Source organism: Bacillus sp. FSL M7-1020, assembly GCF_038050415.1.
GTDB classification, from domain to species: Bacteria; Bacillota; Bacilli; order Bacillales; family Bacillaceae_G; genus Bacillus_A; species Bacillus_A toyonensis.
On the sequence record NZ_JBBOTW010000001.1, the window covers coordinates 590001 to 615153 of the forward strand.

26 protein-coding genes, 20 tRNA genes, 2 rRNA genes and 4 riboswitches (1 of these 52 running past the window's edge) are annotated in these 25153 nt (G+C 37.3%); of the genes, 45 read left to right on the forward strand and 3 right to left on the reverse strand.

Going from position 1 to position 25153, the window contains the following annotated elements; all coding sequences use genetic code 11:
• The 24 genes from MHB70_RS02815 to MHB70_RS02930 all read left to right on the forward strand — a co-directional run.
• Positions 1–276 (forward strand): 23S ribosomal RNA (locus MHB70_RS02815); it begins 2646 nt to the left of the window's first position.
• Positions 277–377: 101 nt separating this feature from the next.
• Positions 378–493, forward strand: a 5S ribosomal RNA gene (gene rrf / locus MHB70_RS02820).
• Positions 494–497: 4 nt separating this feature from the next.
• Positions 498–573, forward strand: a tRNA-Val gene (locus MHB70_RS02825).
• 8 nt (positions 574–581) lie between these two features.
• Positions 582–665, forward strand: a tRNA-Tyr gene (locus tag MHB70_RS02830).
• Between the two features lie 12 nt (positions 666–677).
• Positions 678–752 (forward strand) — tRNA-Gln (locus tag MHB70_RS02835).
• A 4-nt stretch (positions 753–756) separates the two neighbouring features.
• A tRNA-Lys gene (locus MHB70_RS02840) sits at positions 757–832 on the forward strand.
• A gap of 15 nt (positions 833–847) precedes the next feature.
• A tRNA-Leu gene (locus MHB70_RS02845) sits at positions 848–928 on the forward strand.
• A 30-nt stretch (positions 929–958) separates the two neighbouring features.
• Positions 959–1033 (forward strand) — tRNA-Gly (locus MHB70_RS02850).
• Positions 1034–1049: 16 nt separating this feature from the next.
• Positions 1050–1138 (forward strand) — tRNA-Leu (locus MHB70_RS02855).
• A 3-nt stretch (positions 1139–1141) separates the two neighbouring features.
• A tRNA-Arg gene (locus MHB70_RS02860) sits at positions 1142–1215 on the forward strand.
• Positions 1216–1225: 10 nt separating this feature from the next.
• Positions 1226–1299 (forward strand) — tRNA-Pro (locus MHB70_RS02865).
• A 15-nt stretch (positions 1300–1314) separates the two neighbouring features.
• Positions 1315–1387 (forward strand) — tRNA-Ala (locus MHB70_RS02870).
• 20 nt (positions 1388–1407) lie between these two features.
• Positions 1408–1500: transfer RNA gene (locus MHB70_RS02875), tRNA-Ser, on the forward strand.
• A gap of 56 nt (positions 1501–1556) precedes the next feature.
• Positions 1557–1649, forward strand: a tRNA-Ser gene (locus tag MHB70_RS02880).
• A gap of 20 nt (positions 1650–1669) precedes the next feature.
• A tRNA-Met gene (locus tag MHB70_RS02885) sits at positions 1670–1746 on the forward strand.
• Positions 1747–1749: 3 nt separating this feature from the next.
• A tRNA-Asp gene (locus tag MHB70_RS02890) sits at positions 1750–1825 on the forward strand.
• 8 nt (positions 1826–1833) lie between these two features.
• Positions 1834–1909, forward strand: a tRNA-Phe gene (locus MHB70_RS02895).
• 10 nt (positions 1910–1919) lie between these two features.
• A tRNA-Thr gene (locus tag MHB70_RS02900) sits at positions 1920–1992 on the forward strand.
• Between the two features lie 6 nt (positions 1993–1998).
• Positions 1999–2069: transfer RNA gene (locus tag MHB70_RS02905), tRNA-Trp, on the forward strand.
• A gap of 10 nt (positions 2070–2079) precedes the next feature.
• Positions 2080–2156 (forward strand) — tRNA-Ile (locus tag MHB70_RS02910).
• Positions 2157–2165: 9 nt separating this feature from the next.
• Positions 2166–2240, forward strand: a tRNA-Asn gene (locus tag MHB70_RS02915).
• Between the two features lies 1 nt (position 2241).
• A tRNA-Glu gene (locus MHB70_RS02920) sits at positions 2242–2313 on the forward strand.
• 132 nt (positions 2314–2445) lie between these two features.
• Entirely contained in the window at positions 2446–2865 is a 420-nt protein-coding gene (locus MHB70_RS02925; RefSeq protein ID WP_000195540.1) for a CBS domain-containing protein, read from the forward strand.
• A 476-nt stretch (positions 2866–3341) separates the two neighbouring features.
• Entirely contained in the window at positions 3342–4493 is a 1152-nt protein-coding gene (locus MHB70_RS02930; RefSeq protein ID WP_061529757.1) for a DUF3965 domain-containing protein, read from the forward strand.
• Positions 4494–4733: 240 nt separating this feature from the next.
• Here MHB70_RS02930 and MHB70_RS02935 read toward each other — a convergent pair whose 3' ends face one another.
• The gene (locus tag MHB70_RS02935; protein ID WP_001137815.1) at positions 4734–5066 is read right to left on the reverse strand and encodes a hypothetical protein; all 333 of its coding nucleotides are present in this window, start codon (positions 5064–5066) and stop codon (positions 4734–4736) included.
• A gap of 5 nt (positions 5067–5071) precedes the next feature.
• Positions 5072–6232: an SH3 domain-containing protein gene (locus tag MHB70_RS02940; protein WP_001056043.1), complete on the reverse strand. Its 1161-nt coding sequence runs from the start codon at positions 6230–6232 to the stop codon at positions 5072–5074.
• A gap of 274 nt (positions 6233–6506) precedes the next feature.
• Positions 6507–6619: riboswitch (TPP riboswitch) on the forward strand.
• Between the two features lie 60 nt (positions 6620–6679).
• A riboswitch (TPP riboswitch) is annotated at positions 6680–6783 on the forward strand.
• Positions 6784–6866: 83 nt separating this feature from the next.
• Here MHB70_RS02940 and tenA point away from each other — a divergent pair.
• From tenA to kdpDN, 18 genes are all read left to right on the forward strand, one after another.
• Positions 6867–7562: a thiaminase II gene (gene tenA / locus MHB70_RS02945; RefSeq protein ID WP_000666918.1), complete on the forward strand. Its 696-nt coding sequence runs from the start codon at positions 6867–6869 to the stop codon at positions 7560–7562.
• Positions 7531–8280 (forward strand): ABC transporter ATP-binding protein, encoded by a 750-nt coding sequence (locus MHB70_RS02950; protein WP_001256787.1) that lies wholly within the window; start codon positions 7531–7533, stop codon positions 8278–8280. The genes tenA and MHB70_RS02950 overlap by 32 nt, the downstream gene beginning before the upstream one ends.
• Positions 8280–9032, forward strand: a complete 753-nt coding sequence (locus MHB70_RS02955; RefSeq protein ID WP_002038041.1) for an ABC transporter permease — start codon at positions 8280–8282, stop codon at positions 9030–9032. The genes MHB70_RS02950 and MHB70_RS02955 overlap by 1 nt, the downstream gene beginning before the upstream one ends.
• Positions 9029–10030, forward strand: coding sequence for an ABC transporter substrate-binding protein (locus tag MHB70_RS02960; RefSeq protein WP_000670425.1), 1002 nt, complete (start codon positions 9029–9031; stop codon positions 10028–10030). The genes MHB70_RS02955 and MHB70_RS02960 overlap by 4 nt, the downstream gene beginning before the upstream one ends.
• A 10-nt stretch (positions 10031–10040) precedes the next feature.
• A complete protein-coding gene (gene tenI / locus MHB70_RS02965) occupies positions 10041–10661 on the forward strand; it encodes a thiazole tautomerase TenI (RefSeq protein ID WP_000787173.1) in 621 nt (206 codons plus the stop codon).
• A complete protein-coding gene (gene thiO / locus MHB70_RS02970) occupies positions 10654–11763 on the forward strand; it encodes a glycine oxidase ThiO (protein WP_000333290.1) in 1110 nt (369 codons plus the stop codon). Before tenI ends, thiO begins: the two co-directional genes overlap by 8 nt.
• Positions 11764–11778: 15 nt before the next feature.
• Positions 11779–11982, forward strand: coding sequence for a sulfur carrier protein ThiS (gene thiS, locus MHB70_RS02975; protein ID WP_001049505.1), 204 nt, complete (start codon positions 11779–11781; stop codon positions 11980–11982).
• Between the two features lie 2 nt (positions 11983–11984).
• Entirely contained in the window at positions 11985–12755 is a 771-nt protein-coding gene (gene thiG, locus MHB70_RS02980; protein ID WP_000932007.1) for a thiazole synthase, read from the forward strand.
• Entirely contained in the window at positions 12748–13767 is a 1020-nt protein-coding gene (thiF, locus tag MHB70_RS02985; RefSeq protein WP_001065430.1) for a thiazole biosynthesis adenylyltransferase ThiF, read from the forward strand. Before thiG ends, thiF begins: the two co-directional genes overlap by 8 nt.
• A gap of 15 nt (positions 13768–13782) precedes the next feature.
• Entirely contained in the window at positions 13783–14589 is an 807-nt protein-coding gene (thiD, locus tag MHB70_RS02990) for a bifunctional hydroxymethylpyrimidine kinase/phosphomethylpyrimidine kinase (RefSeq protein ID WP_061529758.1), read from the forward strand.
• 89 nt (positions 14590–14678) lie between these two features.
• Positions 14679–14827: riboswitch (cyclic di-AMP (ydaO/yuaA leader) on the forward strand.
• A gap of 93 nt (positions 14828–14920) precedes the next feature.
• On the forward strand, positions 14921–15307 hold the full coding sequence (locus MHB70_RS02995) for a hypothetical protein (RefSeq protein WP_000424094.1): 387 nt from the start codon (positions 14921–14923) through the stop codon (positions 15305–15307).
• A 13-nt stretch (positions 15308–15320) separates the two neighbouring features.
• The gene (locus MHB70_RS03000; protein ID WP_015000156.1) at positions 15321–15554 is read left to right on the forward strand and encodes a hypothetical protein; all 234 of its coding nucleotides are present in this window, start codon (positions 15321–15323) and stop codon (positions 15552–15554) included.
• A 261-nt stretch (positions 15555–15815) separates the two neighbouring features.
• A riboswitch (cyclic di-AMP (ydaO/yuaA leader) is annotated at positions 15816–15961 on the forward strand.
• 98 nt (positions 15962–16059) lie between these two features.
• Positions 16060–16164 carry a SipW-dependent-type signal peptide-containing protein gene (locus tag MHB70_RS03005; RefSeq protein ID WP_000887889.1) on the forward strand — a complete coding sequence of 35 codons (105 nt, stop codon included), beginning with the start codon at positions 16060–16062 and terminating at the stop codon, positions 16162–16164.
• Positions 16161–16241 carry a K(+)-transporting ATPase subunit F gene (kdpF, locus tag MHB70_RS03010; RefSeq protein ID WP_000972378.1) on the forward strand — a complete coding sequence of 27 codons (81 nt, stop codon included), beginning with the start codon at positions 16161–16163 and terminating at the stop codon, positions 16239–16241. Before MHB70_RS03005 ends, kdpF begins: the two co-directional genes overlap by 4 nt.
• A gap of 19 nt (positions 16242–16260) precedes the next feature.
• A complete protein-coding gene (kdpA, locus tag MHB70_RS03015; protein ID WP_000638325.1) occupies positions 16261–17928 on the forward strand; it encodes a potassium-transporting ATPase subunit KdpA in 1668 nt (555 codons plus the stop codon).
• 13 nt (positions 17929–17941) lie between these two features.
• Positions 17942–20032 (forward strand): potassium-transporting ATPase subunit KdpB, encoded by a 2091-nt coding sequence (gene kdpB, locus MHB70_RS03020; protein WP_061529759.1) that lies wholly within the window; start codon positions 17942–17944, stop codon positions 20030–20032.
• A 16-nt stretch (positions 20033–20048) separates the two neighbouring features.
• Complete coding sequence (gene kdpC / locus MHB70_RS03025; RefSeq protein ID WP_001085547.1) at positions 20049–20630, forward strand: K(+)-transporting ATPase subunit C; 582 nt, start codon at positions 20049–20051, stop codon at positions 20628–20630.
• A 56-nt stretch (positions 20631–20686) separates the two neighbouring features.
• On the forward strand, positions 20687–21841 hold the full coding sequence (gene kdpDN / locus MHB70_RS03030) for a KdpD-like non-kinase potassium sensor (RefSeq protein WP_002038036.1): 1155 nt from the start codon (positions 20687–20689) through the stop codon (positions 21839–21841).
• Between the two features lie 23 nt (positions 21842–21864).
• Here kdpDN and MHB70_RS03035 read toward each other — a convergent pair whose 3' ends face one another.
• Entirely contained in the window at positions 21865–23046 is a 1182-nt protein-coding gene (locus tag MHB70_RS03035; protein ID WP_016513808.1) for an MFS transporter, read from the reverse strand.
• 139 nt (positions 23047–23185) lie between these two features.
• On the opposite strand from MHB70_RS03035, the gene MHB70_RS03040 reads away from it, so the two are divergent.
• From MHB70_RS03040 to MHB70_RS03050, 3 genes are all read left to right on the forward strand, one after another.
• Positions 23186–23647 (forward strand): MarR family transcriptional regulator, encoded by a 462-nt coding sequence (locus tag MHB70_RS03040; protein ID WP_000442447.1) that lies wholly within the window; start codon positions 23186–23188, stop codon positions 23645–23647.
• A 128-nt stretch (positions 23648–23775) separates the two neighbouring features.
• The gene (locus MHB70_RS03045) at positions 23776–24630 is read left to right on the forward strand and encodes a patatin-like phospholipase family protein (RefSeq protein ID WP_000892698.1); all 855 of its coding nucleotides are present in this window, start codon (positions 23776–23778) and stop codon (positions 24628–24630) included.
• Positions 24631–24757: 127 nt separating this feature from the next.
• A complete protein-coding gene (locus MHB70_RS03050; protein ID WP_000432816.1) occupies positions 24758–24961 on the forward strand; it encodes a hypothetical protein in 204 nt (67 codons plus the stop codon).
• Positions 24962–25153: the final 192 nt, after the last annotated feature.

Sequence of the window (25153 nt, forward strand, 5' to 3'; positions counted from 1 at the left end):
GGCGTAGGAAATTTGAGAGGAGCTGTCCTTAGTACGAGAGGACCGGGATGGACGCACCGCTGGTGTACCAGTTGTTCTGCCAAGGGCATAGCTGGGTAGCTATGTGCGGAAGGGATAAGTGCTGAAAGCATCTAAGCATGAAGCCCCCCTCAAGATGAGATTTCCCATAGCGTAAGCTAGTAAGATCCCTGAAAGATGATCAGGTTGATAGGTTCGAGGTGGAAGCATGGTGACATGTGGAGCTGACGAATACTAATAGATCGAGGACTTAACCATATAATATGAAGCAATGTTATCTAGTTTTGAAAGAATATAAAAAACTTGTTGACTTTAAAAGTTAAATAAGTTACAATAATTCTTGTCTTAAATGAATACAGTCTGGTAATGATGGCAGAGAGGTCACACCCGTTCCCATACCGAACACGGAAGTTAAGCTCTCTAGCGCCGATGGTAGTTGGGACCTTGTCCCTGTGAGAGTAGGACGTTGCCAGGCAAATGGAGGATTAGCTCAGCTGGGAGAGCACCTGCCTTACAAGCAGGGGGTCGGCGGTTCGATCCCGTCATCCTCCACCATTTATGTCGGAGGGGTAGCGAAGTGGCTAAACGCGGCGGACTGTAAATCCGCTCCTTCGGGTTCGGCAGTTCGAATCTGCCCCCCTCCACCATTTCTTAATTATTGGGCTATAGCCAAGCGGTAAGGCAACGGACTTTGACTCCGTCATGCGCTGGTTCGAATCCAGCTAGCCCAGCCATTAAGAGCCATTAGCTCAGTTGGTAGAGCATCTGACTTTTAATCAGAGGGTCGAAGGTTCGAATCCTTCATGGCTCACCATTTTCAATAAAATATGCGGGTGTGGCGGAATTGGCAGACGCACTAGACTTAGGATCTAGCGCCTTTGGCGTGGGGGTTCGACTCCCTTCACCCGCACTTTTAATAAAATATCTCATAACATGTCTTGCGGAAGTAGTTCAGTGGTAGAATACAACCTTGCCAAGGTTGGGGTCGCGGGTTCGAATCCCGTCTTCCGCTCCAATTTTCAATATGACATGCCGGGGTGGCGGAACAGGCAGACGCACAGGACTTAAAATCCTGCGGTGGGTGACCACCGTGCGGGTTCGACCCCCGCCCTCGGCACCATATGCGCCCGTAGCTCAATTGGATAGAGCGTTTGACTACGGATCAAGAGGTTAGGGGTTCGACTCCTCTCGGGCGCGCTTTTATTAACGGGAAGTGGCTCAGCTTGGTAGAGCACCTGGTTTGGGACCAGGGGGTCGCAGGTTCAAATCCTGTCTTCCCGATTTTCCCAAAAACATGGGGCCTTAGCTCAGCTGGGAGAGCGCCTGCCTTGCACGCAGGAGGTCAGCGGTTCGATCCCGCTAGGCTCCACTTTATTTATTATATGTCTCGGAGGTATACCCAAGTTCGGCTGAAGGGATCGGTCTTGAAAACCGACAGGCGGTGAGAATCGCGCGGGGGTTCGAATCCCTCTACCTCCTCCATTTTCTTTTGAAATGGTTTAGCTACATATAATAATAAAATATTTATTTTCCTTCATGGAGGTATACCCAAGTTCGGCTGAAGGGATCGGTCTTGAAAACCGACAGGCGGCGAGAGTCGCGCGGGGGTTCGAATCCCTCTACCTCCTCCATTTTTAAAATATTATATTGTCGCGGGGTGGAGCAGTACGGTAGCTCGTCGGGCTCATAACCCGAAGGTCGCAGGTTCAAATCCTGTCCCCGCAACCAAATGGTCCCGTGGTGTAGTGGTTAACATGCCTGCCTGTCACGCAGGAGATCGCCGGTTCGACCCCGGTCGGGACCGCCATTTATGTTGGCTCGGTAGCTCAGTCGGTAGAGCAGAGGACTGAAAATCCTCGTGTCGGCGGTTCGATTCCGTCCCGAGCCACCATTTTTTTTATGCCGGCTTAGCTCAATTGGTAGAGCAACTGACTTGTAATCAGTAGGTTGGGGGTTCAAGTCCTCTAGCCGGCATCATTTAGGGGCATAGTTTAAAGGTAGAACTGAGGTCTCCAAAACCTCCAGTGTGGGTTCGATTCCTACTGCCCCTGTAAAGTATATGGGCCTATAGCTCAGCTGGTTAGAGCGCACGCCTGATAAGCGTGAGGTCGATGGTTCGAGTCCATTTAGGCCCACCATATATTTATTCCGCAGTAGCTCAGTGGTAGAGCTATCGGCTGTTAACCGATCGGTCGTAGGTTCGAGTCCTACCTGCGGAGCCATGGCCCGTTGGTCAAGTGGTTAAGACACCGCCCTTTCACGGCGGTAACACGGGTTCGAATCCCGTACGGGTCATAAAGAAAGAGTCAGCAATATGCTGGCTCTTTTTTATTGTGTATAATCCTCTTTTTTATCATCTTATTTTCCTCAAATAAATAAAGGGATTTAGGAAAAACTATGGTATGTATTAAAAGGAGGAGATAAAAAATGACGCAAGTTAGAGACTTTATGAGTACTCATATTGTACATTGTACACCGTTAGATAATGTATATGAGGCTGCTGTAAAAATGAAGGAAGAATCAGTTGGATTGATTCCTGTTCTTGAAAATGAACAAGTCGTTGGGCTTGTTACTGATCGAGATTTAGTTGTTCGAGGGATTGCTGAAAAACATCCTGGGTCTAATAAAATTACAAATGTAATGACGACAAACATTGTTTCGGTTTCTCCAGATGATTCTATTGAAAAAGCTACAGAATTAATGGCACAGTATCAAATTAGACGATTGCCAGTAGTTGAGGGCGGTCAACTTGTCGGGATGCTAGCATTAGGTGATTTAGCTATAAGAGAAGCGGCAGATGATCAAGCTGGGTTCGCTTTAAGTGAAATCTCGGAACGTACGGAATAAAGTTAAACTTTAATTAGTGAAAGTGTTATTGTCCGCAAATAGTGGGATAAATGATGGATAAAAATCAGATACATTATTCTAGTATATGTGGATTAAACTAATATATTAGCGTGATGTATCTGAGACATTATATAATAAGTACATAGTTAAGGTTTTCGACAGTTTATTTAAATTTTTCATTCCTAATTTTAAATAAGAGAAAAAGTGATATACTGATAGATATAAGTATTATGATAGGTTTTGAATATAACAATATTTATTTTTAGTGTTGTAATAATGAATTAATATTTCCTACGTAGATAAAGTGAAACTTTAATTATTGGGGGTTTTGTCCATCCGCCAATGATTATTCGTTGAACCAATCGGGCTTTTATCGGCAGTTTTATTTCCCACCTAACTTCCTCGCATTCACTGGATTTTGAGGTGGGCGTCTTACTGCCCGGCAAATAGCGGGATAAAAAGGGAAGGGGAATTATATGAGGGCTGTACAGGGCGATCCAAATTGGAATTTGGTTACAGATACATATATAGAACCAAATAATTTTGCTGAATTATTATCTTTACTTGTACCTTGTCACCCAAAAGGTGAAGGAAAAGAGCGAACTATATTAGCATGGAAAGAAAAAGAATTTTATAAAGAAGAAAATTTAGCAGCAGTTATCGTTTATGGAATGAATAGAGTAAAGAATTTACCACAGTTTCATAAAGATGAAATTCCAACCTTAGTACGTATTCTTCGTTTATGTCAAGAGATTGGTTGGTATGAAGAGGCAAATACTTTTATGGTAACACAAGGGCTAGCTGAATTTGTCCAAACTTCATTGGAATATGAAACATGGGATCTTTTGACACAAGCAGTTGCTTTAAACTATTTAGTTATTAAATATCGTGTCGGGGAATTAACAGATGGGGATGTAGAAATTTGGGATAGAGTTAAATTTAATGAGAAATGTATAACAAATTGTAAACATCTATTATCTCAAAAAGAAATATTAGAGTTTACATTCTTCTATATGTGTAAGAGGGCTAAAGGACAGTCAAAAGAGCAGCTGAATAGTGATATGATGAGTCTAGCGATGTATTGTAATACTTTTGTGTATGATTTATATAGACATGACTTGTTGCGAAAGTATCGTAAGTGTACAGATTTTCTATCATATTATGGACCTAGTCAAGTAGTTTTAGCTTGTCAAAGAGCTGTACTTTCTCAAATTTCAGATCGATTAGATCCACTAAAGACAACTCATGTAGATGATTATTTATATGTGATGAAAGAAATGATGGAACATATGACAATAGGTATAATGGATCGATATAACCATTTTATCGGAAAGTTATTATCATACGTGCCATTTTTCGAAATGATTCAAGTTCCACAGCATGCATATTATTGTGAAGAATTACTGTATATTTGTAAGGGCATTGAATATAAAGAGGAAATACTACGCAATTATATATTTATACAATTACATGATTGTTTACCATCATTCTTTAAACTATTTCTTAAAAATAAGCGTTATGCGACGATTCATGATATTCTTTTCTATTGGTGTGACGATGAACAAAGAATGGGTTTAGAGAAAAAATATAATCTTAGTTTTATTTATGAAAAATATGCTTGTGGCTAAACAGTATTTTACATATGAAAAATTAATATAAATTAAAAAGGATCTCAATGTTATGTGAGATCCTTTTTTGTTAGTAAAACAAGGAGAAAGTGATTAAGATGAGAAATAGCATTCCATATAGGAGAAGTTGTGCAGTATAACTTCCTTGTATACCAAAAAAAGTATTTAGTTTTCCGTATAAATTCAATATATATTTCATTGTGTTATCTTTGAAAGATTGGTACACAGTGTCTCCTCTTTCTAAGCTTCTTGTTCATGTTTTTTATTATTAGGGACATTAATGTATCTAGCTATGAATAATAAAACAGCCATAAAGAATACGGGAATTATAGTAGATAAATAAAAGCCATTACTAATAACATTTGTTATAAGGGCACTTAATAGAAAAATAGCATTATAAACATGGGCAACTTTTTGCTTTAGTCGCACTTGAAATGACTCCATCATAATTTCTAGAGCAACAAAAGCAATGATAATAGATAAAAATACAGTGTTTGTATTGTAAATTATTAAACAACAGATTAAACCTAAAAAGGCTAAGTATTCAATGAAGAGAGGTATATTGCGTGGCATACAATTTACCTAACTAAATACGGCAGTGGATTTACTGCATTTGTTTTTTCAAAATTCCATTCTCCATTATGTAATTCGAAATGGAGGTGTTGTCCGTATGAATGACCTGTGTTACCCATATGACCTAGTAATTGTCCAGTTTGTATTTGATCACCAGCTTGTACAGTGCGATCTTTCATATGAGCATAAACTGTTGTATATAATTTCCCGTTTATTTGATGGGCGATGAACACTACATTGCCATAACTAGCTGAATAATATGATTTAATAACTTTACCTGCAGCGGCAGCTTGAATGGAGACGTTACCTTGTGCTGCAATATCTATTCCATAATGCATTTGTTCCCAGCGTATATCAAAGGTTGAGCTGATTTTTCCTTGAGTAGGGAATTTGAAAACTGCTGGAATAGCTGAAGATTGAGCTGTTTGAGCTTGTGATTGCTGTTGATTTTGTACCACATAGTGTTTGGCCACATACCCGTATCCTGTGCCAAAACGAATTTTATACCAAGTTCCTACTGTTTCTACTACTTGTATCTGTGTACCGTTTTGTAAAGAACCAAGTAGAGTACCATTTGTGCTAGCATTGCTACGTACATTTAATTTAGGTGTTGCAACAGTATATTTCGTATCATTTTGAACTGTGATTCCTTTTACTAAGGGCTGCGAACCATTAGATACGAATGCTTTTTGTACATAACCTGTTTGACCGTTATGTGAAATTTTATACCATTCGCCTTGTTCTCCTTGAATAGTCACGAACTTACCATTTGGTAATACATCTAAAATGGAAGATTCTAAATTAGGTTCAGAGCGAACGTTCAATGCATTAGCATTGACGATGTATTGATTAGTAGATTGAAGTTTGTTTTTTTGCAGAATAGCATCTTTTTGTACATAGCCTACTTTATTATTAACAGATACTTTATACCAATCCTTCGTTGTTTTAAGTATGTTAACTTTCGTATTAAAGCGAATTGTATCAAGGGATGTGCTATTTGTATTATCTTCTTTATGTAAGGCTACTTGATCGACTTTGACATATCCAGTTTTGACATTAGATAATTGTTCAGCGTTTGCTTTTTGTACATTTGTTTCGCCCATAGAAGGAAGTAATGAGGCGATTGCGACAGTAGTTGCTGTTAGAGCTGTAGCTTTCATATTCATATAATAGAGACCTCCTCTAGTTGTATAGTTAGTTGTAATTTTATTATAGTATAAAGATATAATATAGTGGGTGTATTCACATAAATGTAATATGAAATCAATATAAAAATAAATTTTTTCAGGATAATGATTCCTTTTTGTGGAATTAATTGGGATTTTATTTTACGAAATAGAATAATAATTATTATATAACTCTGTAATTTCGTTGACAATTGAGAAAATTAAAACAGTTGATGATGTCTTATTAGGGTGTTATACTGACAGTGATAATTTTATAGTTTGCTAGGAGAGCTGGTGTTGCCAGCTGAGAGTAAGACCTTAAGTCTTTGATCCTTTTCATTACCTGATCTAGATTATGCTAGCGTAGGGAAGCAATTCGGACACTAATGATGAGTCCCCGTTTCTTTGCGTATAGAAACGGGGCTTTTTTATTTGAAAATTTTATATTGAAACCACTAGGGGTGCTTTTCGTGCTGAGAGAGGAATAATCCTTAACCCTTACAACACCTGATCTAGGTAATACTAGCGAAGGGAAGTGGAACAACGAATAAACTATAATTTTATTTGTTGTAACCACTTCTGATTATAGAAGTGGTTTTTTATTTAGATACATATATTGAAGGGGGAAATAGAAATGAAATTTTGTAATAGATTGTTAGAAACTGTACAACCAGTTTGGGAGATGAGTCATAATCATCCATTTGTAGTAGGGATGGGGGATGGCACGTTAGAAAAAGATAAGTTTCAGTATTACATTATTCAAGATTATTTATATTTGTTAGATTATGCAAAGCTATATGCCATCGGTGTTGTAAAGGCAACGAATCCACAAGTAATGGGAAAATTTGCTGAACAAATTGATGGAATATTAAATGGAGAAATGACGATCCATAAACAGTATGCAAAAAGGCTTGGAATTTCTATAGAGGAGATAGAATCAGCAAAACCATCTGCTAAAAATTTAGCTTATACAAATTACATGATGTCTGTATCTCAAAATGGCACACTTGCGGAATTAATAGCAGCACTTCTTCCATGTATGTGGAGTTATTGGGAAATTGGAAAGCGTTTAAATGATATTCCTGGAGCGAGAGATCATGAGTTCTTTGGTGAGTGGATTCAAGGATATAGTTCTGAAGAATACGGTAACCTTTGTATTTGGTTAATAGATTTATTAGATGAAATGGCAATTGGAAAGTCAGAGCGAGAGCTAGAAAGATTAGAGGAGATTTTCTTATATTCCAGTCGATTTGAATATTTATTCTGGGATATGTCCTATCGTAAGGAGATGTGGGGATTTGAGGAGCAAGAACATACTACAGTTTCATAATGTTTCTTTTCATTATGATGAGAAGCCAATCATCGATGAATTAAATACTTCTATACAAGAGAAAGAGTTTGTAAGCATTATTGGGCCAAGTGGCTGCGGGAAAAGTACTCTATTTCGCCTTATTACAGGCTTAGAAGAAGTTAGTACTGGACGGATAGAGCTGACAGAAACAAAAAGTCATCCTGTAGGGTATATGCCTCAAAAAGATATGCTCCTGCCGTGGAGAACAATTATTGAGAATGCTGCTTTGCCACTAGAATGTCAGGGTGTACAGAAGAAAGAAGCACAAGTAAAGGCAAAGGAACTGTTACATAAATTTGGTTTACAAGGATACGAGGGAAAATACCCGAAAGATTTATCTGGCGGTATGAGGCAGCGCGTATCTTTTATCCGAACATTATTAACAGGCGGAGAGATATTATTGCTAGATGAACCGTTTAGCGCATTGGACGCTTTAACGAAGGCATCTTTGCAAGAATGGTTGTTTGAACAATGGAAAGAGTGGGAAAAAACAATTTTATTTATCACTCATGATGTGGAAGAAGCGTTGTTTCTTTCGAATCGAATTTTAGTGGTGGAACAGCAGCCGATAACTACTTTGACTGAACGGATTGTGCCGCTTGATCATAACAGAACACGAAAAGATTTATATAAACCGGATGTGTTAGCGCTGAAAGATGAGCTTCTTAGTATGTTACAAAGGCAGGTACTCGTATGATGAACCGATTGAAAGAATTAGTTCCTGCCATTACACTTTCTAGCATTTTACTCGTTATGTGGGAAATAGGAGCAAGAATTGTAGATGAAATGTACATTTTACCGTCACCGTCAGCAATTGTAATGAAGATATGGGAACTAAAAGACATATTATTTACGGTTCATTTACCGGCAACGTTATACGTCGTTTTAATAGGTGTTGTTATTTCTATCGTATTAGGTGTAGGGCTAGCGATGTTAATGAATGCGAGTACATGGATGGAAAGGGCATTTTATCCATTATTAGTTGCCTCACAAACGATTCCTATTACAGCGCTTGCTCCGCTTTTCGTTTTATGGTTTGGATATACCCTCTGGAGTAAGGTTGTTGTTACAGTTTTAATTACGTTTTTCCCTATTGCGGTCAATACGTATGACGGACTGCGTAGTACGAAAAAAGAATGGGAGGAGCTCTTAGTTACATATGGAGCAACGAAGAAAGATGTTTTTCTTAAGTTAAAGTTACCGTCTGCTCTTCCTTATTTTTTTTCAGCTTTAAAAATTGCAGTTCCGCTTAGTGTAATTGGGGCAGCAATCGGTGAATGGCTCGGTGCACAAGCTGGGCTTGGTTATTTCAGTAAGAGAATGATGACACAGTTAGATGGAGCTGGTGTATTTGCACCCATTGTATTGTTATCATTATTAGCTATTTTCTTCGTCATACTTATTTCCATATTAGAAAAGAAATTCATTAGTTGGAGGAAGCATTCATGAAATTTTTAAAACGCATCTTTGTGTTTACATTATTAGTTGCAATGATTGCAGGATGTTCGAGTAATTCAGCATCAGATAAAAGTAAAAAAGAGAAAGAAATAACGGTTATGCTCGATTGGTACCCAAATGCGGTACATAGCTTTATTTATGCAGCAATTGAAAAAGGCTACTTTAAAGAAGAAGGAATAAAGGTAAATATAAAATTCCCTTCTAATCCAACTGATCCATTAACTTTAGCTGCAGCAGGGAAAGTGACAGTTGGTTTGTATTATCAGCCAGATGTTGTTATGGCCAGAGCAAATGAACAAATTCCAGTGAAATCAATTGGAGCTGTCGTACGTTCACCGTTAAATCATGTCGTATCGCTGAAATCAGCAGGTATTCAATCACCGAAAGATTTAGAAGGAAAAACAGTAGGATATTCTGGAACTCCTTTAAGTGAAGCATATTTAAAAACGATGATAAAAGAAGCTGGTGGTAATCCTGATACGGTGAAAGTAGTTGATGTTGGCTTTGATTTAGTACCAGCGTTAATTACGAAAAAAGTGGATGCTGTAACAGGAGCATACATTAACCATGAAGTACCTGTTATGCGTCATGAAGGCCATGAACCAGCGTACTTTAATCCAGCAGAATATGGTGTGCCGAATTATCATGAACTTGTTTTCGTAACAGGTGATAAAACGTTGAAAAAAGATAAAGAAGCATTGCAAGCCTTTTTACGTGGGGCAAAAAAAGGGTATGACTTTATGAAGAAAAGCCCTGATGAAGCATTAAATATTTTATTAGATCATCAAGAAAAAGAAAACTTCCCGCTTGTACCAGAAGTTGAAAAAGAAAGCATGAAAATTTTATTAGAGAAGATGGAAACGAAAGATGAGCCATTCTTATCAGATTCAAAAGAGTCATGGGAGAAACAAAACAAATGGTTGAAAGACAAAGGAATGACGAAAGAAATTGTTCCTGCCGATGAATTATTCGAAAACATTTTAAAGTAGGCGAATGAATATGAAAAATGAGCTCCATGTAATCTCAAATGGCCATATGCCATTCGAAGAGTTAGTGAATGTAGCGATGCAAATTGAGAGTGAGATTGATTATTTGCATATTCGTGAGCGTGAGAAAAGTACGAAGGAATTATATAAAGGGGTGGAAAGTCTTTTGAAAAAAGGCTTTCCAGCATCTAAGCTTGTTATAAATGATCGAATTGATATCGCCATTTTATTAAACATTCCGCGTGTTCAACTAGGATACCGAAGCGCAGATGTAAGGTTAGTGAAAGAAAAGTTTTCTTATTTGCATGTCGGTTATTCAGTACACTCGTTAGAGGAAGCGATAGTAGCATTTAAAAATGGAGCGGATTCACTCGTTTATGGTCATGTATTTCCGACAGATTGTAAAAAAGGTGTGCCAGCGAGAGGACTTGAAGAAATTTCAGACATTGCAAGCTGTTTATCTATACCGATTACAGCGATTGGAGGAATTACCCCAGAAAACACAGTAGATGTTCTTACTAACGGTGTAAGCGGTATAGCAGTTATGTCCGGAATTGTAAGTAGTAGTAACCCATATAGCAAAGCGAAATCTTATAAGGAATCAATAAGAAAGTGGGCGGAAAAACATGTGTGAGAAGTATGATGTAGCGATTATTGGCGGTGGTGTAATTGGTAGCTCAGTTGCACATTTTCTAGCAGAAAGAGGACATAAAGTAGCAATTATAGAGAAGCAAAAAATTGCATCAGAAGCTTCTAAAGCAGCTGCTGGCCTGCTTGGTGTTCAAGCAGAATGGGATGCGTATGACCCGCTATTTGAACTTGCTAGAGAAAGCCGAGCTATATTTCCACAACTTGCAACAGTTTTACGTGAAAAGACGGGTATTGATATTGGATATGAGGAGAAAGGGATATATCGTATTGCACAAAACGAAGATGAGAAGGAAAGAATTCTTCACATTATGGATTGGCAACAGAAAACAGGTGAAGATTCATATTTTCTAACGGGAGACCATTTACGGGAAAAAGAGCCATTTCTATCCGAATCCATTATAGGAGCGGTATATTATCCGAAAGATGGTCACGTTATTGCACCAGAGCTTACGAAAGCATTCGCGCATTCTGCATCAATTTCCGGTGCGGATATATATGAACAGACAGAAGTGTTTGATATTCGTATTGAAAATAATAAAGTGACTGGTATTGTTACGAGCGAAGGTATAATCACATGCGAAAAAGTGGTGATTGCCGGTGGCTCATGGAGCACGAAGTTACTAGGTCATTTTCACCGCGAATGGGGTACATATCCAGTTAAAGGAGAAGTAGTAGCGGTAAGAAGTAGAAAACCACTTTTAAAGGCACCTATTTTCCAAGAAAGATTTTATATTGCTCCAAAGCGCGGCGGACGTTACGTAATTGGAGCAACGATGAAGCCACATACGTTTAATAAAACTGTACAACCGGAAAGCATTACTTCTATATTAGAGCGTGCTTATACAATATTGCCAGCTTTAAAAGAAGCAGAGTGGGAAAGCGCATGGGCAGGATTAAGACCACAATCGAATCACGAAGCTCCTTATATGGGAGAACATGAAGAAATAAAAGGTTTATATGCTTGTACGGGCCATTATCGAAACGGCATTTTATTAAGCCCTGTTTCTGGTCAATATATGGCGGATTTAATAGAAGGAAAGCAGGAGAATCACTTGCTAGATTCATTGCTTTCTAAAACGGTTTAGAAAGGGGATGGAAGTTTGAATTTAAAAATTAATGGTAACCAAATTGAAGTACCAGAGAGTGTAAAAACAGTAGCTGAGTTACTTACACATTTAGAGTTAGATAACAGAATTGTTGTAGTAGAGCGTAATAAAGATATTTTACAAAAAGATGATCATACAGATACATCTGTTTTTGATGGAGACCAAATTGAGATTGTAACTTTCGTAGGAGGCGGTTGATTATGTTAAACATTGGACCATTGTCATTTCAGTCTAGACTTTTATTAGGAACAGGGAAATTCCCTGATTTTGACGTACAGCAAAAAGCAATTGACGCTTCTGAAGCTGAAATTTTAACGTTTGCAGTACGTCGTATGGATATATTTGATGCAAAGCAACCTAATTTATTAGAGAAGCTTGATGTGAAAAAATATACGTTATTACCAAATACAGCTGGAGCAAAAAATGCTGAAGAAGCTGTTCGTATTGCAAAATTAGCAAAAGCTTCAGGGCTTTGTGACATGATCAAAGTTGAAGTTATTGGTGATGATAGAACGTTGTTACCTGATCCAGTAGAAACGTTAAAGGCATCTGAAATGTTACTAGAAGAAGGGTTTATCGTACTTCCGTACACATCTGATGATGTTGTATTAGCACGTAAATTACAAGAACTAGGTGTGCATGCAATTATGCCAGGAGCATCACCAATCGGTTCAGGGCTTGGTATTGTAAATCCGTTAAATTTAAGCTTCATTATTGAACAAGCGACAGTACCGGTTATCGTTGATGCAGGTATTGGTAGCCCAGCTGATGCAGCGTTTGCGATGGAATTAGGAGCAGATGGTGTGTTATTAAATACGGCTGTATCAGGAGCAAAAGATCCTATTAAGATGGCATACGCAATGAAGTTAGGTATTGAGGCAGGTCGCATAGGCTTTGAAGCGGGGCGTATTGCACGTAAACGTTGTGCAACTGCAAGCAGTCCTTTAGAAGGAATGAGTGTAGTTGAATAATCGATATTCTCGCCAAGAACTATTTTCTCCAATTGGGGAAGAAGGACAGCAAAAGATAAGAGAAAAGCATGTGCTTATTATCGGCGCAGGCGCACTTGGTAGTGCAAATGCAGAAATGTTTGTAAGAGCTGGTGTTGGGAAGATAACAATTGTTGACCGTGATTATGTCGATTGGAGTAATTTACAAAGACAACAATTGTATGCAGAGAGCGACGTGAAAAATAATCTTCCGAAGGCTATAGCGGCTAAAAAGCGTTTAGAAGAGATTAATAGTGATGTAACAATAGAGGCCCTCGTTCAAGATGTAACAGCTGAGGAGCTAGAAGAACTTGTTACAAACGTTGATGTAATGATTGATGCGACTGATAATTTTGAAACACGTTTTATTGTGAATGATATAGCACAAAAATATTCTATTCCATGGATTTATGGTGCATGTGTAGGCAGTTACGGTCTTTCTTACACAATTCTTCCTAGTAAAACACCATGTTTATCATGTTTATTACAATCGATTCCGCTTGGCGGGGCGACATGTGATACAGCGGGTATTATATCACCTGCTGTATCTCTTGTCGTTTCTCATCAAGTAACAGAAGCTCTTAAACTGTTAGTAGAAGATTATAAATCACTTCGAGATGGACTTGTATCGTTTGATATGTGGAAGAATGAGTATTCCTGTATGAATGTGCAAAAACTTCGCAAACATAATTGTCCTTCGTGCGGAGAGAATGCATTATATCCGTATTTAAATAAAGAGAACACATCGAAAACAGCAGTTTTATGCGGGAGAAATACAGTTCAAATTAGACCACCTCATAAAGAAGAAATGGATTTTGAACAATATAAACAGCTACTAGAAGGCCGTGTGAATAATTTAAATGTAAATCCATATTTACTATCTTTCTCTGTTGAAGAAAAGAGGTTAGTTGCCTTCAAAGATGGCCGTGTACTTGTACATGGAACGAAAGATATAAGCGAAGCAAAGACGATTTATCATCGCTATTTTGGATAGAAAAGGATGAGTGAGATGGAAGTGAATCAAGCTTTAACAATTGCAGGATCTGATAGCGGCGGTGGTGCTGGTATTCAAGCGGATTTAAAAACATTCCAAGAGCTTAGTGTGTATGGGATGACGGTTATTACGGCAATTACTGCTCAAAATACGCTTGGCGTTCAAGGGGTATATCCTGTTCCGTTAGAAGGTATTACGGAACAGCTGAATTCAATTGGTACGGATTTAACACCAGATGCAGTGAAACTAGGAATGTTATTTAGTAGTGAAATTATTCAAATTGTGGCAGAACAGATTAAGAAATTTGGTTGGAATAATATTGTGCTAGATCCTGTTATGATTGCAAAGGGCGGAGCATCATTATTACAGCAAGAAGCAGTTCAAGCATTAAAGGAATATTTATTACCAGTAGCAACAGTTATTACACCGAATGTTCCAGAAGCTGAAGTGTTAACTGGGATGGAGATTCATAATATAGAAGATAGTAAGAAAGCTGCGAAAGTATTGCACGAATTAGGTGCTAAATATGTGCTTATGAAGGGCGGACATGCGGAATATCAAGGTAATGAAGTAATTGATTTACTCTTTGATGGAGAAGAGTTTATTGAATTTAGAAGTGAACGAATTCCTTCGAAACAAACGCACGGAAGTGGCTGTACATTTGCTTCAGCGGTTACAGCTGGACTTGCGAAAGGATACTCAATGGACGAAGCAGTTCAAGAGGCAAAACGATTTATTAGTATAGCAATTGAAGAGCCATTGAATATTGGTAGTGGTCATGGACCGACGAATCATTTTGCGTATAAATTGAATAAAGCATAAGCATGAAGAATGAAAAGGCCAGTTTTACAACTGGCTTTTTTTGTTTACTTTTTCCAAATACAAGAGTAATATATCAGCCAGAATACATTTTTTGTAATACGCTGAGTCCAAATATATGGAGCGGAGGAACTAATTTTGTGCATCGTCACTTGGGGTGAATCTTTCAGTTTTGAAAGTAGGGCTACTCTCAAAGCCCGAATCCGACAGCTAACTTCGTAAGCGTTTTGAGAGAGGACGGTGCCATGATGGATACATCACTTCATCGATCCGATTAGTATAGGGGAATATCAATCTACGCTTGAATTCTTTTATGCTAAGGAGGATGAGGTACATGGAACTAACACTTATTTGTGTTGGAGAAAAAAACAAGGTAAAGAGTTTAAGAGAGCTAGTAGCATTTCAGCATGAGTTAATTATTTTTACAGCCAATGAAGAGATAGCGGCTGAAGTTAGAGATTATGGGTTTGAATCAGCTTATAGCTGTAATAAGGAGAAAGATTTTACTAGTATTTGCACACGAATTAAGAAGGTGATTTTACTAGGGGATGAGCTTCCAACAGTTAGTTTCTTCACAGAACACATTCGTTTTTCTTTTCAAGCACCTATTACTGTTGTTACAAGGAATAAACGATATCCAGCGAGGCTCTATGAAACAATTGGAGCTAAGTTTGTCGTGTTTACAAATTGTGATAATATTTCTTTTTTATTTTTTGAATAGGGCAGGGGAAGAAATGATGAAGGTACTATTACTTGGAGATATAGCAAATCGTTGGGCAGTATCGGTAGAGCGAGTTCAAGAATTGGTTCAGATTGATCCCCTTTTTCCAGGGCCATATATTATATTACCATCAAAAGATGCTTTGTATTTAGAGATGGATATTACCGAGTATGAGCAGCTACATGCAGAATTGACACAAGTTTATATTCGCGGGAGAAATTTACGTGCATTTTTACGTGGTAAATAAATTCTGAATGAAAACGAGAGCGAATGTTAAGTGTGCCTAAGTGGGGTGCTTATATACATTCGCTCTTTTTTTATATATAAAAGGTCATTTCTATGAAAAAGAAAGAAAAGACAAGAAAACAGATGAAAGAATATTAATAATACGTAATGTAAGCGTTTAAATAGCGTAATATTTTCTTATTTTAAGTAATTTACCTCTTTACAAGTGAAATATAGAGGAGTATATTTACTCTCATAAATCATTTATCAAATTTCCAAAAAAAACCTAAAATCGCTGAGTTCCAGAAATGGAGCGGGGGAACCAATTTTGTGCATCGTCACTTGGGGTGAATCTTTCAGTTTTGAAAGTAGGGCTACTCTTTAGGCCCGAATCCGACAGCTAACCTCGTAAGCGTTTAGAGAGGAGGTTTACTTTTTGTTGTTCATTTTTTGAACACTGAGTAGAGCTCAGTGTTCTTTTTTAATATTTTAATGGTAAATTTTAACATTTAAAGTGAGGGATTGTTATGTTAGATGTTGTGATGATCGGAATTTTTGTTGTATTAGTAGCATCGATGGCAAGTCTTGCAAGTTGGTCAGATAAAGTTGTGAAAGAAGGGAAGCAATCATGATGATTGCCTTATCGGTTATTGTTGCAGCGATTACGGTGTACTTAGTATACGCATTATTAAATCCAGAAAAGTTTTAATTAGGGGGAATCATTCATTATGATTTGGGTTGCAGTCATTATTACAATGCTCTTGTTTATTTTAGTAGCAAAGCCAACGGGGATTTATTTAGAGAAAGCCTTTCAAGGTAGCAAAATGCTAGATAAAGTATTCGGGCCTTTTGAGAAACTTATTTTTAAAATTACAGGTGTAAAAGGATACAATCAAACGTGGAAACAGTATGCATTATCATTAGTTCTACTCAACGGATTTATGATTGTCGTTGTATATTTCATTTTTAGATTACAAGGTGTATTGCCATTAAATCCAGCGCATATTGAAGGGATGGAGCCTACGCTCGCTTTTAATACAGCGATTAGTTTTATGGCTGATACAAACTTACAACATTACAGCGGTGAAAATGGTTTATCTTATTTATCACAATTAATCGGGATTACATTTTTAATGTTTGCGGCACCAGCAACGACGTTAGCGATTGTTATGGCTTTTATAAGAGGACTTGCTGGAAAAGAACTTGGCAACTTTTTCGTTGATTTTACGAGGGCGTTAACGAGAGTGTTTCTTCCTATCGCATTTATTGCAGCGTTAGTCTTTGTCGCACTTGGTGTACCACAAACGTTAGATGGGGCGGTTACAGCACAAACGATTGATGGAGCAAAACAAAGTATTTTACGAGGGCCTGTTGCATCATTCGTTTCTATTAAGGAACTTGGGAATAACGGCGGTGGATTTTTCGGGGCAAACTCTACACATCCTTTTGAAAATCCAGGACAAATGAGTAATATTTTGCAAATGATGCTTATGATGTTATTACCAACAGCACTTCCATTTACGTACGGACGAATGGTAGGAAATAAAAAACAAGGGCGTATCCTTTTCGTTTCACTATTCATGGTGTTTTTACTAGGATTTATAACGATTACGACATCTGAACTAAACGGGAATCCGGCATTAAATGGAATGGGTATCGAACATGTACAAGGAAGTACAGAAGGGAAAGAAGTACGATTTGGAACAGTATTCTCTTCACTATACGCAACAGTAACGACAGCTGCTGAAACAGGGGCCGTTAATACGATGCATGATACGTTAACGCCAATTGGCGGTTTAGTTCCACTCGTAAATATGATGTTGAATACAGTATACGGCGGTGTTGGAGCGGGCTTTATTAATATTATTATGTATGCAATTATTGCAGTCTTTATATCTGGATTAATGGTCGGAAGAACACCAGAGTTTTTAGGTAAAAAGATTGAAGGTAAGGAAATGAAATTAATTGCAGTAACGATTCTATTTCATCCATTACTTATCTTAGGATTTTCTGCATTAGCTCTTTCAACAAGTTTAGGAACGGATGCGATTTCTCATTCCGGTTTTCACGGTTTAACGCAAGTTGTATATGAATACACATCGTCAGCTGCGAATAATGGATCTGGATTTGAAGGATTAGCAGATAATACACCGTTTTGGAATATTACGACTGGTTTAGTTATGTTTTTAGGACGCTATTTCAGTTTAATTACGATGCTAGCTGTAGCAGCTTCATTGAAAGAGAAGACGGTAGTACCAGAAACAGTCGGAACGTTCCGTACGGATAATGGTTTATTTGGAGGAATCTTTATTGGAACGATTGTAATTGTTGGTGCATTAACATTTTTCCCGATGTTAGTACTTGGCCCAATTGCAGAATTTCTTACATTGAAGTAATGGAGGGTAAATAATGAGACCGGTAGTAGTAAAAGAAAAACAATTGAACGATTCACAAATACATGCTGTAGAAGATGAAGTTAGACAAGCGAAAACGTTGGATCGTGATATCGTGACGCATGCGATGAAACAATCCTTTGTGAAATTGAATCCGAAAGTAATGATAAAGAATCCGATTATGTTCATTGTGGAAATTGGGTTTATCATTACGTTCATTTTATCTTTTCTCCCAAGCAGTTCTAGTAGTGTACCAGGATGGTTTAATATAACAGTTTCTCTCATTCTATTATTTACAGTTTTATTTGCTAACTTTGCAGAAGCGTTAGCTGAAGGCCGTGGTAAAGCGCAAGCCGATTCTTTAAAACAATCGAAGAAAGATGTGTTTGCAAATGTCGTAAAAGAAAATGGAGACATTGTTCAAGTTTCAGCAACTGATCTGAGAAAAGGTGACGTTGTTATCGTAAAACAAGGGGAAATGATTCCAAATGATGGTGAAGTAATAAAAGGGTTAGCGTCTGTCGATGAATCTGCAATAACAGGAGAATCAGCCCCTGTTATAAAGGAAGCGGGTGGCGATTTTTGTTCCGTAACAGGCGGAACGATGGTCGTAAGTGATGAGATTACAATTGTTATTACAAGTAATCCTGGAGAATCATTTATTGATAAAATGATTTCATTAGTAGAAGGGGCTGCTCGTCAAAAAACGCCGAATGAGATTGCTTTAAATACAGTATTAACGAGTTTAACGCTTATTTTCTTAATCGTTGTTGTGACGTTGCCAATTTTCACGAATTATTTAGGGTTTCAAATTGATACAGCTGTACTTGTAGCATTGTTAGTTTGTTTAATTCCAACGACAATTGGTGGGTTATTATCGGCAATTGGTATAGCTGGGATGGACCGGGTGACAAAATTTAACGTGTTAGCGATGTCAGGGAAAGCAGTAGAAGCTGCGGGCGATATTAATACAATTATTTTAGATAAAACAGGTACGATTACTTTCGGGAACCGAATGGCACATACACTGCTTCCAGTAGGAAATGAAACGATTGAGCAAGTTGGAAAGTGGGCTGCTATTAGTTCTGTTTTAGATGAAACACCAGAAGGCCGATCTGTTATAGAATATGTGCAAACGAAATCTATATCATATAATCGAGAACTTGCAGAACAAGGGGAGTTCGTTCCGTTTAAAGCAGAAACAAGAATGAGTGGTGTCGATTTACAGGACGGAACGAAAGTGAGAAAAGGTGCTGTAGGTAGCGTGATTGAATGGGTTCGATCACAAGGTGGAAAGATTCCAAAAGATGTGAATCAAAAAGCAGATTTCATTTCAAAAGAGGGTGGAACACCACTTGTAGTGGCAGTAGATGATCGTATTTACGGTTTAATTTATTTAAAGGATACGGTAAAACCTGGTATGCGTGAGCGTTTTGAACAATTACGTCAGATGGGGATTAAAACGGTTATGTGTACAGGGGATAACCCATTAACAGCAGCAACAATTGCAAAAGAAGCAGGTGTAGATGAATTCGTTGCCGAGTGTAAACCAGAAGATAAAATTGCAGTTATTAAAGCAGAGCAAGATAAAGGGAAGCTTGTAGCGATGACAGGTGATGGTACAAATGATGCGCCGGCGTTAGCGCAAGCCGACGTTGGATTAGCGATGAATAGTGGTACGACAGCAGCGAAAGAAGCGGCGAACATGATTGATCTAGACTCGAATCCAACGAAAATTATTGAGGTTGTAGGAATTGGTAAGCAATTGTTAATGACGCGCGGGGCGTTAACAACGTTTAGTATTGCGAATGATATAGCAAAATATTTTGCAATTATTCCAGCGATGTTCACACTTGCGATTCCGCAAATGGAAGCATTGAACATTATGAAATTAACGTCACCACTGTCAGCAATTTTATCAGCATTAATATTTAACGCTGTTATTATTCCATTACTTATTCCATTAGCGATGAAAGGAATCGCATATAAACCGATGAGCTCTAATGCATTGCTTAGCAGAAACTTACTCATTTACGGGCTTGGCGGGGTTATCGTTCCGTTCATTGGAATTAAGGTAATTGATATGATTGTCGGCTTGTTCATATAAGGAAGAGGGGAAAAAGATGGCGAAGAAACAAAGTATACTATCACCAATTATTCGTATTACTTTTACATTTTTAGTTTTGTGCGGCCTCGTATACCCGCTTATTGTAACTGGTATTGCACAAGCGGTAATGAAGGATAATGCGGATGGAAGTCTTATATATAATGATAAGGATGAAATAGTTGGTTCGAAGTTAATCGGTCAAAATTTCACAGATCCACGTTATTTTCATGGACGTGTCTCTAGTATAGAATATAAAGCAGAAGCATCTGGTTCAAATAACTATGCACCGTCTAATCCAGATTTAGAGAAACGAGTAGAGAAAAGTATGGAAGACTGGAAGAAACAAAATCCAACCGTTCCAGTTACAGAAGTACCGATAGACTTAGTGACGAATTCAGGTTCAGGGCTTGATCCTGACATTAGTCCAAAGGCAGCGTCTGTGCAGGTAGATCGCATCTCTAAATTAACGAATATTCCGAAAGAAAAGTTAAATCAATTGATTAAGGAACAAACAGAAGGTGCTGCCCTCGGTTTATTTGGAGAAGATCGCGTAAACGTCTTAAAGTTAAACTTAGAATTACAGAAATTAATGAAATAGTAACAGTACTACCTCAATCTAACGGATTGAGGTAGTGTTGTTTCGCAAGAAGGGTTGTGAGTGTTTTGTATGCGGATGATTATAAACCGACGTTTCAAAGGCGAACGCCAGAGGAATATTTAGAATACATTCGTCAACAAAATCGTGGAAAATTAAAGCTATACGTAGGGGCTGCCCCAGGCGTAGGGAAAAGTTATAAAATGCTTTTTGATGCACGAGAGATGAAAAAAGACGGCATTGATATTGTAATTGGTTTAATTGAAACACATGGTAGAAAAGAGACGGAAGAAGCAATTGCTGATTTAGAAAAAGTTCCTTTAAAAGAAATAGAGTATAAAGGAAAAGTATTTTATGAACTTGATGTAGAAGGAATTATAAAGCGTGGCCCGCAAGTAGTTGTAGTGGATGAACTTGCACATAGTAACATTCCTGGGTCTAAAAATAAGAAGCGTTACATGGATGTGCAAGAATTGTTAGATGCCGGTATATCTGTATTATCTGCGTTTAATATTCAACATTTAGAAAGCGTTCATGACATTGTAGCTCAAATTACGAATGTAAAAGTACGGGAACGTATTCCAGATTTTATTTTACAAAAAGCAAATGAAATTCAGCTCGTTGATGCAACGCCTGAGGTATTAAGGAAGAGATTAATAGATGGAAAGATATATAAGGAAGAAAAAATTCAGCAGAGCTTACAAAATTTCTTTACGCTTAATAATCTAGGGGCACTTAGGGAATTATCACTTCGAGAAGTTGCTGATGATATGGACGAGAAAATTAGCCAAACAGTAATAGAACCAATTGGCGTAAAGGAAAAAATTCTCGTTTGTGTACAATACAGTTCAACAGCGGAGAAATTAATAAGACGGGGATGGCGCATGGCTGATCGGTTAAATGCTGAATTGTACGTATTAAACGTTGAGAGGGAAAATATAGATTCTATTTCAGCTGGAAAAAAGCAGACGATTGAAGAGTGGAAATCGTTAACCAATCAATTTGATGCGAGTTTTGTATTAGAAGAAGCAAAAGGAAGAAAACCAGCTGATGTTATTATCGAAGTTGCCCAGAGACTACAAGTAACACAAGTTTTACTCGGACAATCAGCGAGAACAAGATGGGAAGAAATACGAAAAGGTTCTATTGTAAATGAAATTATGAGACAAACAAAGTATATTGATATTCATATTGTTGCGGATCAAAGAGCTTAAATAGAGCCCACCTTTCGGGGGCTCTATTTTGCCTTTTGTGCGGTAGAGAAACGTAACATTTTTATTGCGTATAAAACTATAAGTAGAAATGTAACTGCTCCTATAAAGAAAATCCAAAAGTAATTTTGATTAAATAAAAGAAACCCACCTACAATAGGTCCTGTACCCATGCCAAAATAGCGAATGAAGTTGTACATACCGATAGCTGTTGCGCGTTCTTGTACGAATTCTTTCGTTAATAAAGTAGTGTGAGTTGGCATAGAAAGTCCCATGCTAAAACCGTATAAAGAGGTAACGATAATGACGGTTGGGATATTGTTGCTATATGCTAAAGAGAATAAAGTGATACATATAATATTGAAGAAACTAGTGATGAATAAAGCTTGCTTTGTTGTGAACTGTTTTTGCAAAAATTTGTAGCAATAACTTCCTAACATAATAGAAAGGGACATTGGTACAAACATAAGACCGATTTCACTTGCGTGTAGATGATATATATTTGTTAATATGCTAGGCAAAAAAACCAGGAAACAGAAATACATACAAAATTGAATAAAGCCAATAAGTGTAATAGAAAATCCAGTTTTATTTTTTAAGATAAGCCAGTAATTCTTTTTTACTTTAGGTTGTTTAATTACATTTGGTTTTGTTTCTGGAAGTAGTGAAATGTTTATAATTAATAAGATGATGCCAATTGTAGATAAAAACAGAAATACAGATAAGTGGCCGTGTATACTGCCGAGATAACCACCTATAAGAGGGCCGATCGCAGGTGCGAGAGCAAGTAACATTTGATAAAGGCTCATCGCTTCTCCGCGTTCTTTTCCTTCAAATAAATCACCGACAATCGTTGCTGCAACTACAGGTATAGCCGCTATTCCTATAGCTTGAACAGCTCTAAAAAATAGAAATAAGTAAATGTTTGGTGAGAAAGCACAACCAATTGAGCCGATTGTACTAATAATTAAACTAGGGATAAGGACAGATTTTCTTCCTTTTGTATCAATTAAAGGTCCGTATATGAGCTGCATAATCGCAAGAATGAATGTGAAAAGTGAAACGGTTAAACTTACAAGATAAAGAGAAGTATGAAACGAATTTTGAATCATCGGTAAGATCGGTGTGTAAATATTTTGAGCGAAGGAACTGAGTAAGGCACTCATACAGACAACATATAAAATGAAATTCAGTTTGGTTTTTTCCATAATGCTAACCTCCTTATTTTTAGTTTCCTAGGAAACTAAATTTATTTTAACATGATTTTCTCACTTGTAAAGATGGAGAAATGATTTTAAAATGGTATATAGTTAAATTGTTTCTTTGGAAACTTAGGAGGCGAATGGATTGGAACGTACAGCGAAACAAATGGAAATAATTTCGGATATTCGTACACTTTTTCATAAAAAAGAAGAGCATTTGAAAGAAAATAATGAGAAGTTTCTTCGTGAAACAGGTGTAAGTGGTATGTCTTTATCTGAGTTACATGTTATCGAGTGTATCGGACAAAATGGTCTCATGAATGTAACGGCTATTACGACAGAAATGGGAATGACGAAGGGCGCGATCTCTAAAATTTGTACAAAGTTATTTCAAAAGCAGTTCGTTGAGAAGATGCAAATGTTAGATAATCAAAAAGAAATTTTCTTCCGCTTAACGGAAAGAGGAAATGAAATATATAAAGCTCATGAAAAGTTGCATAAACAAGCGGAAGAAAAGTGGCTGTTACTTTTAGATGGATATACGAAAGAAGAGCAAGATTTTATTCAAAGGTTTATAAAGGATGTCTCTGATCATTTGGAAATATAATTGGAAGAAAAAATACTTTTTTCTCAAGCCTTTTGAATATAATTTCTGAAAGAACTCATATATAATAGAAAAAGATACTTAACATAGTGAATAATTAAAGAGTCAATATATATAGAGGAGAGAGTAACATGCTTGAAAATACGGGGTTAGTATTAGAAGGCGGCGGTATGCGTGGTGTATATACGGGCGGGATATTAGAATATTTTATGGAACAAGATTTATATTTTCCATATGTGATTGGTGTCTCGGCTGGTGCTTGTCATGCAGCGTCGTATCTTTCCAGACAAAGAAATAGAAATAAAACAGTCAATATTGATTATGCATCACATCCACAATATTTATCGTATAAAAACTTGTGGAAAAAACGTCAACTATTCGATATGGATTTCATTTTTCATGAAATTCCAGAAAAGCATGTGCCGTTTGATTTTGAAACATACTTCAATAGTCCAGAGCGTTTCCTTGTAGGGACAACAGATTGTGAAACAGGACAATCTATTTACTTTGAAAAAGAGGGAACGAATGATGATGCGCTAAATTTATTACAAGCATCTAGTTCATTACCTTTCATTGCACCAGTAGTAAATTACCGCGGTAAGCAATTGTTAGATGGCGGGATTTCTGATCCGATTCCAGTTCGTAAAGCGCAAGAAGACGGATTTAAAAAATCAGTCGTTATTTTAACGAGAAATCATGGTTACGCAAAGAAAAAATCAAAGTTTGGATGGGTTGCTGCGAAAGCTTATAAAAAATATCCGAACCTTGTTAACACGATGCTGAATCGTTATGAGGTGTATAACGAAACGCTGCACTACATTGAAAAAGAAGAGCAAGCGGGTAATTTATTTGTGATCCGCCCAGAAGTGCCACTTCAAGTAGATCGTATGGAAAAAGATACAGCAAAATTACAAAGTTTATATGAGCAAGGCTATGAGGATGCAAAGAGACAATTTGCAGATTTACAGGCGTTTTTGCAAAAATAAATATTAGGCTGCGGAGAAGAATTTCTCTGCAGTCTTTTTTATTAGTGGTTTCAATACCGAATGTTGGTTATACAAATTTTCGTAATATGGTATAATATGGATAAAGGTATGTAGAGAGGTGATACATATGGAAAATGTATATAAAGGACTTAGACATACTGGATTTACTATGTTGCTTATTTTTGGTGGTGTATTTTTATTTCGTTTGCTCATGCATGATGAAATGTTATTAGATCAGCTTATTGGTTTTAGTATAGGAATGGTAATGATTATTTCATCAGTGTTCATTCAAAAGTATAGTAAAGAATTACAGGTAAATGAGAAATATTAAAGGTTTCTAACCTCTTTTAATTAGTTTGGTCGTAGAGGAGGTTTTCATTTCTTCTATTATTTATGTATTTAATAATGGAATGGGAGAGCTGATGATAGCAATTTTCTTAGGTGTTATAGCAATAGCGAACGGTCTTCTGCTCCTTGCGTTGAAAGTAGTTCGTGTGATTGTTGCAAAAGGAAAGTAGCGCTA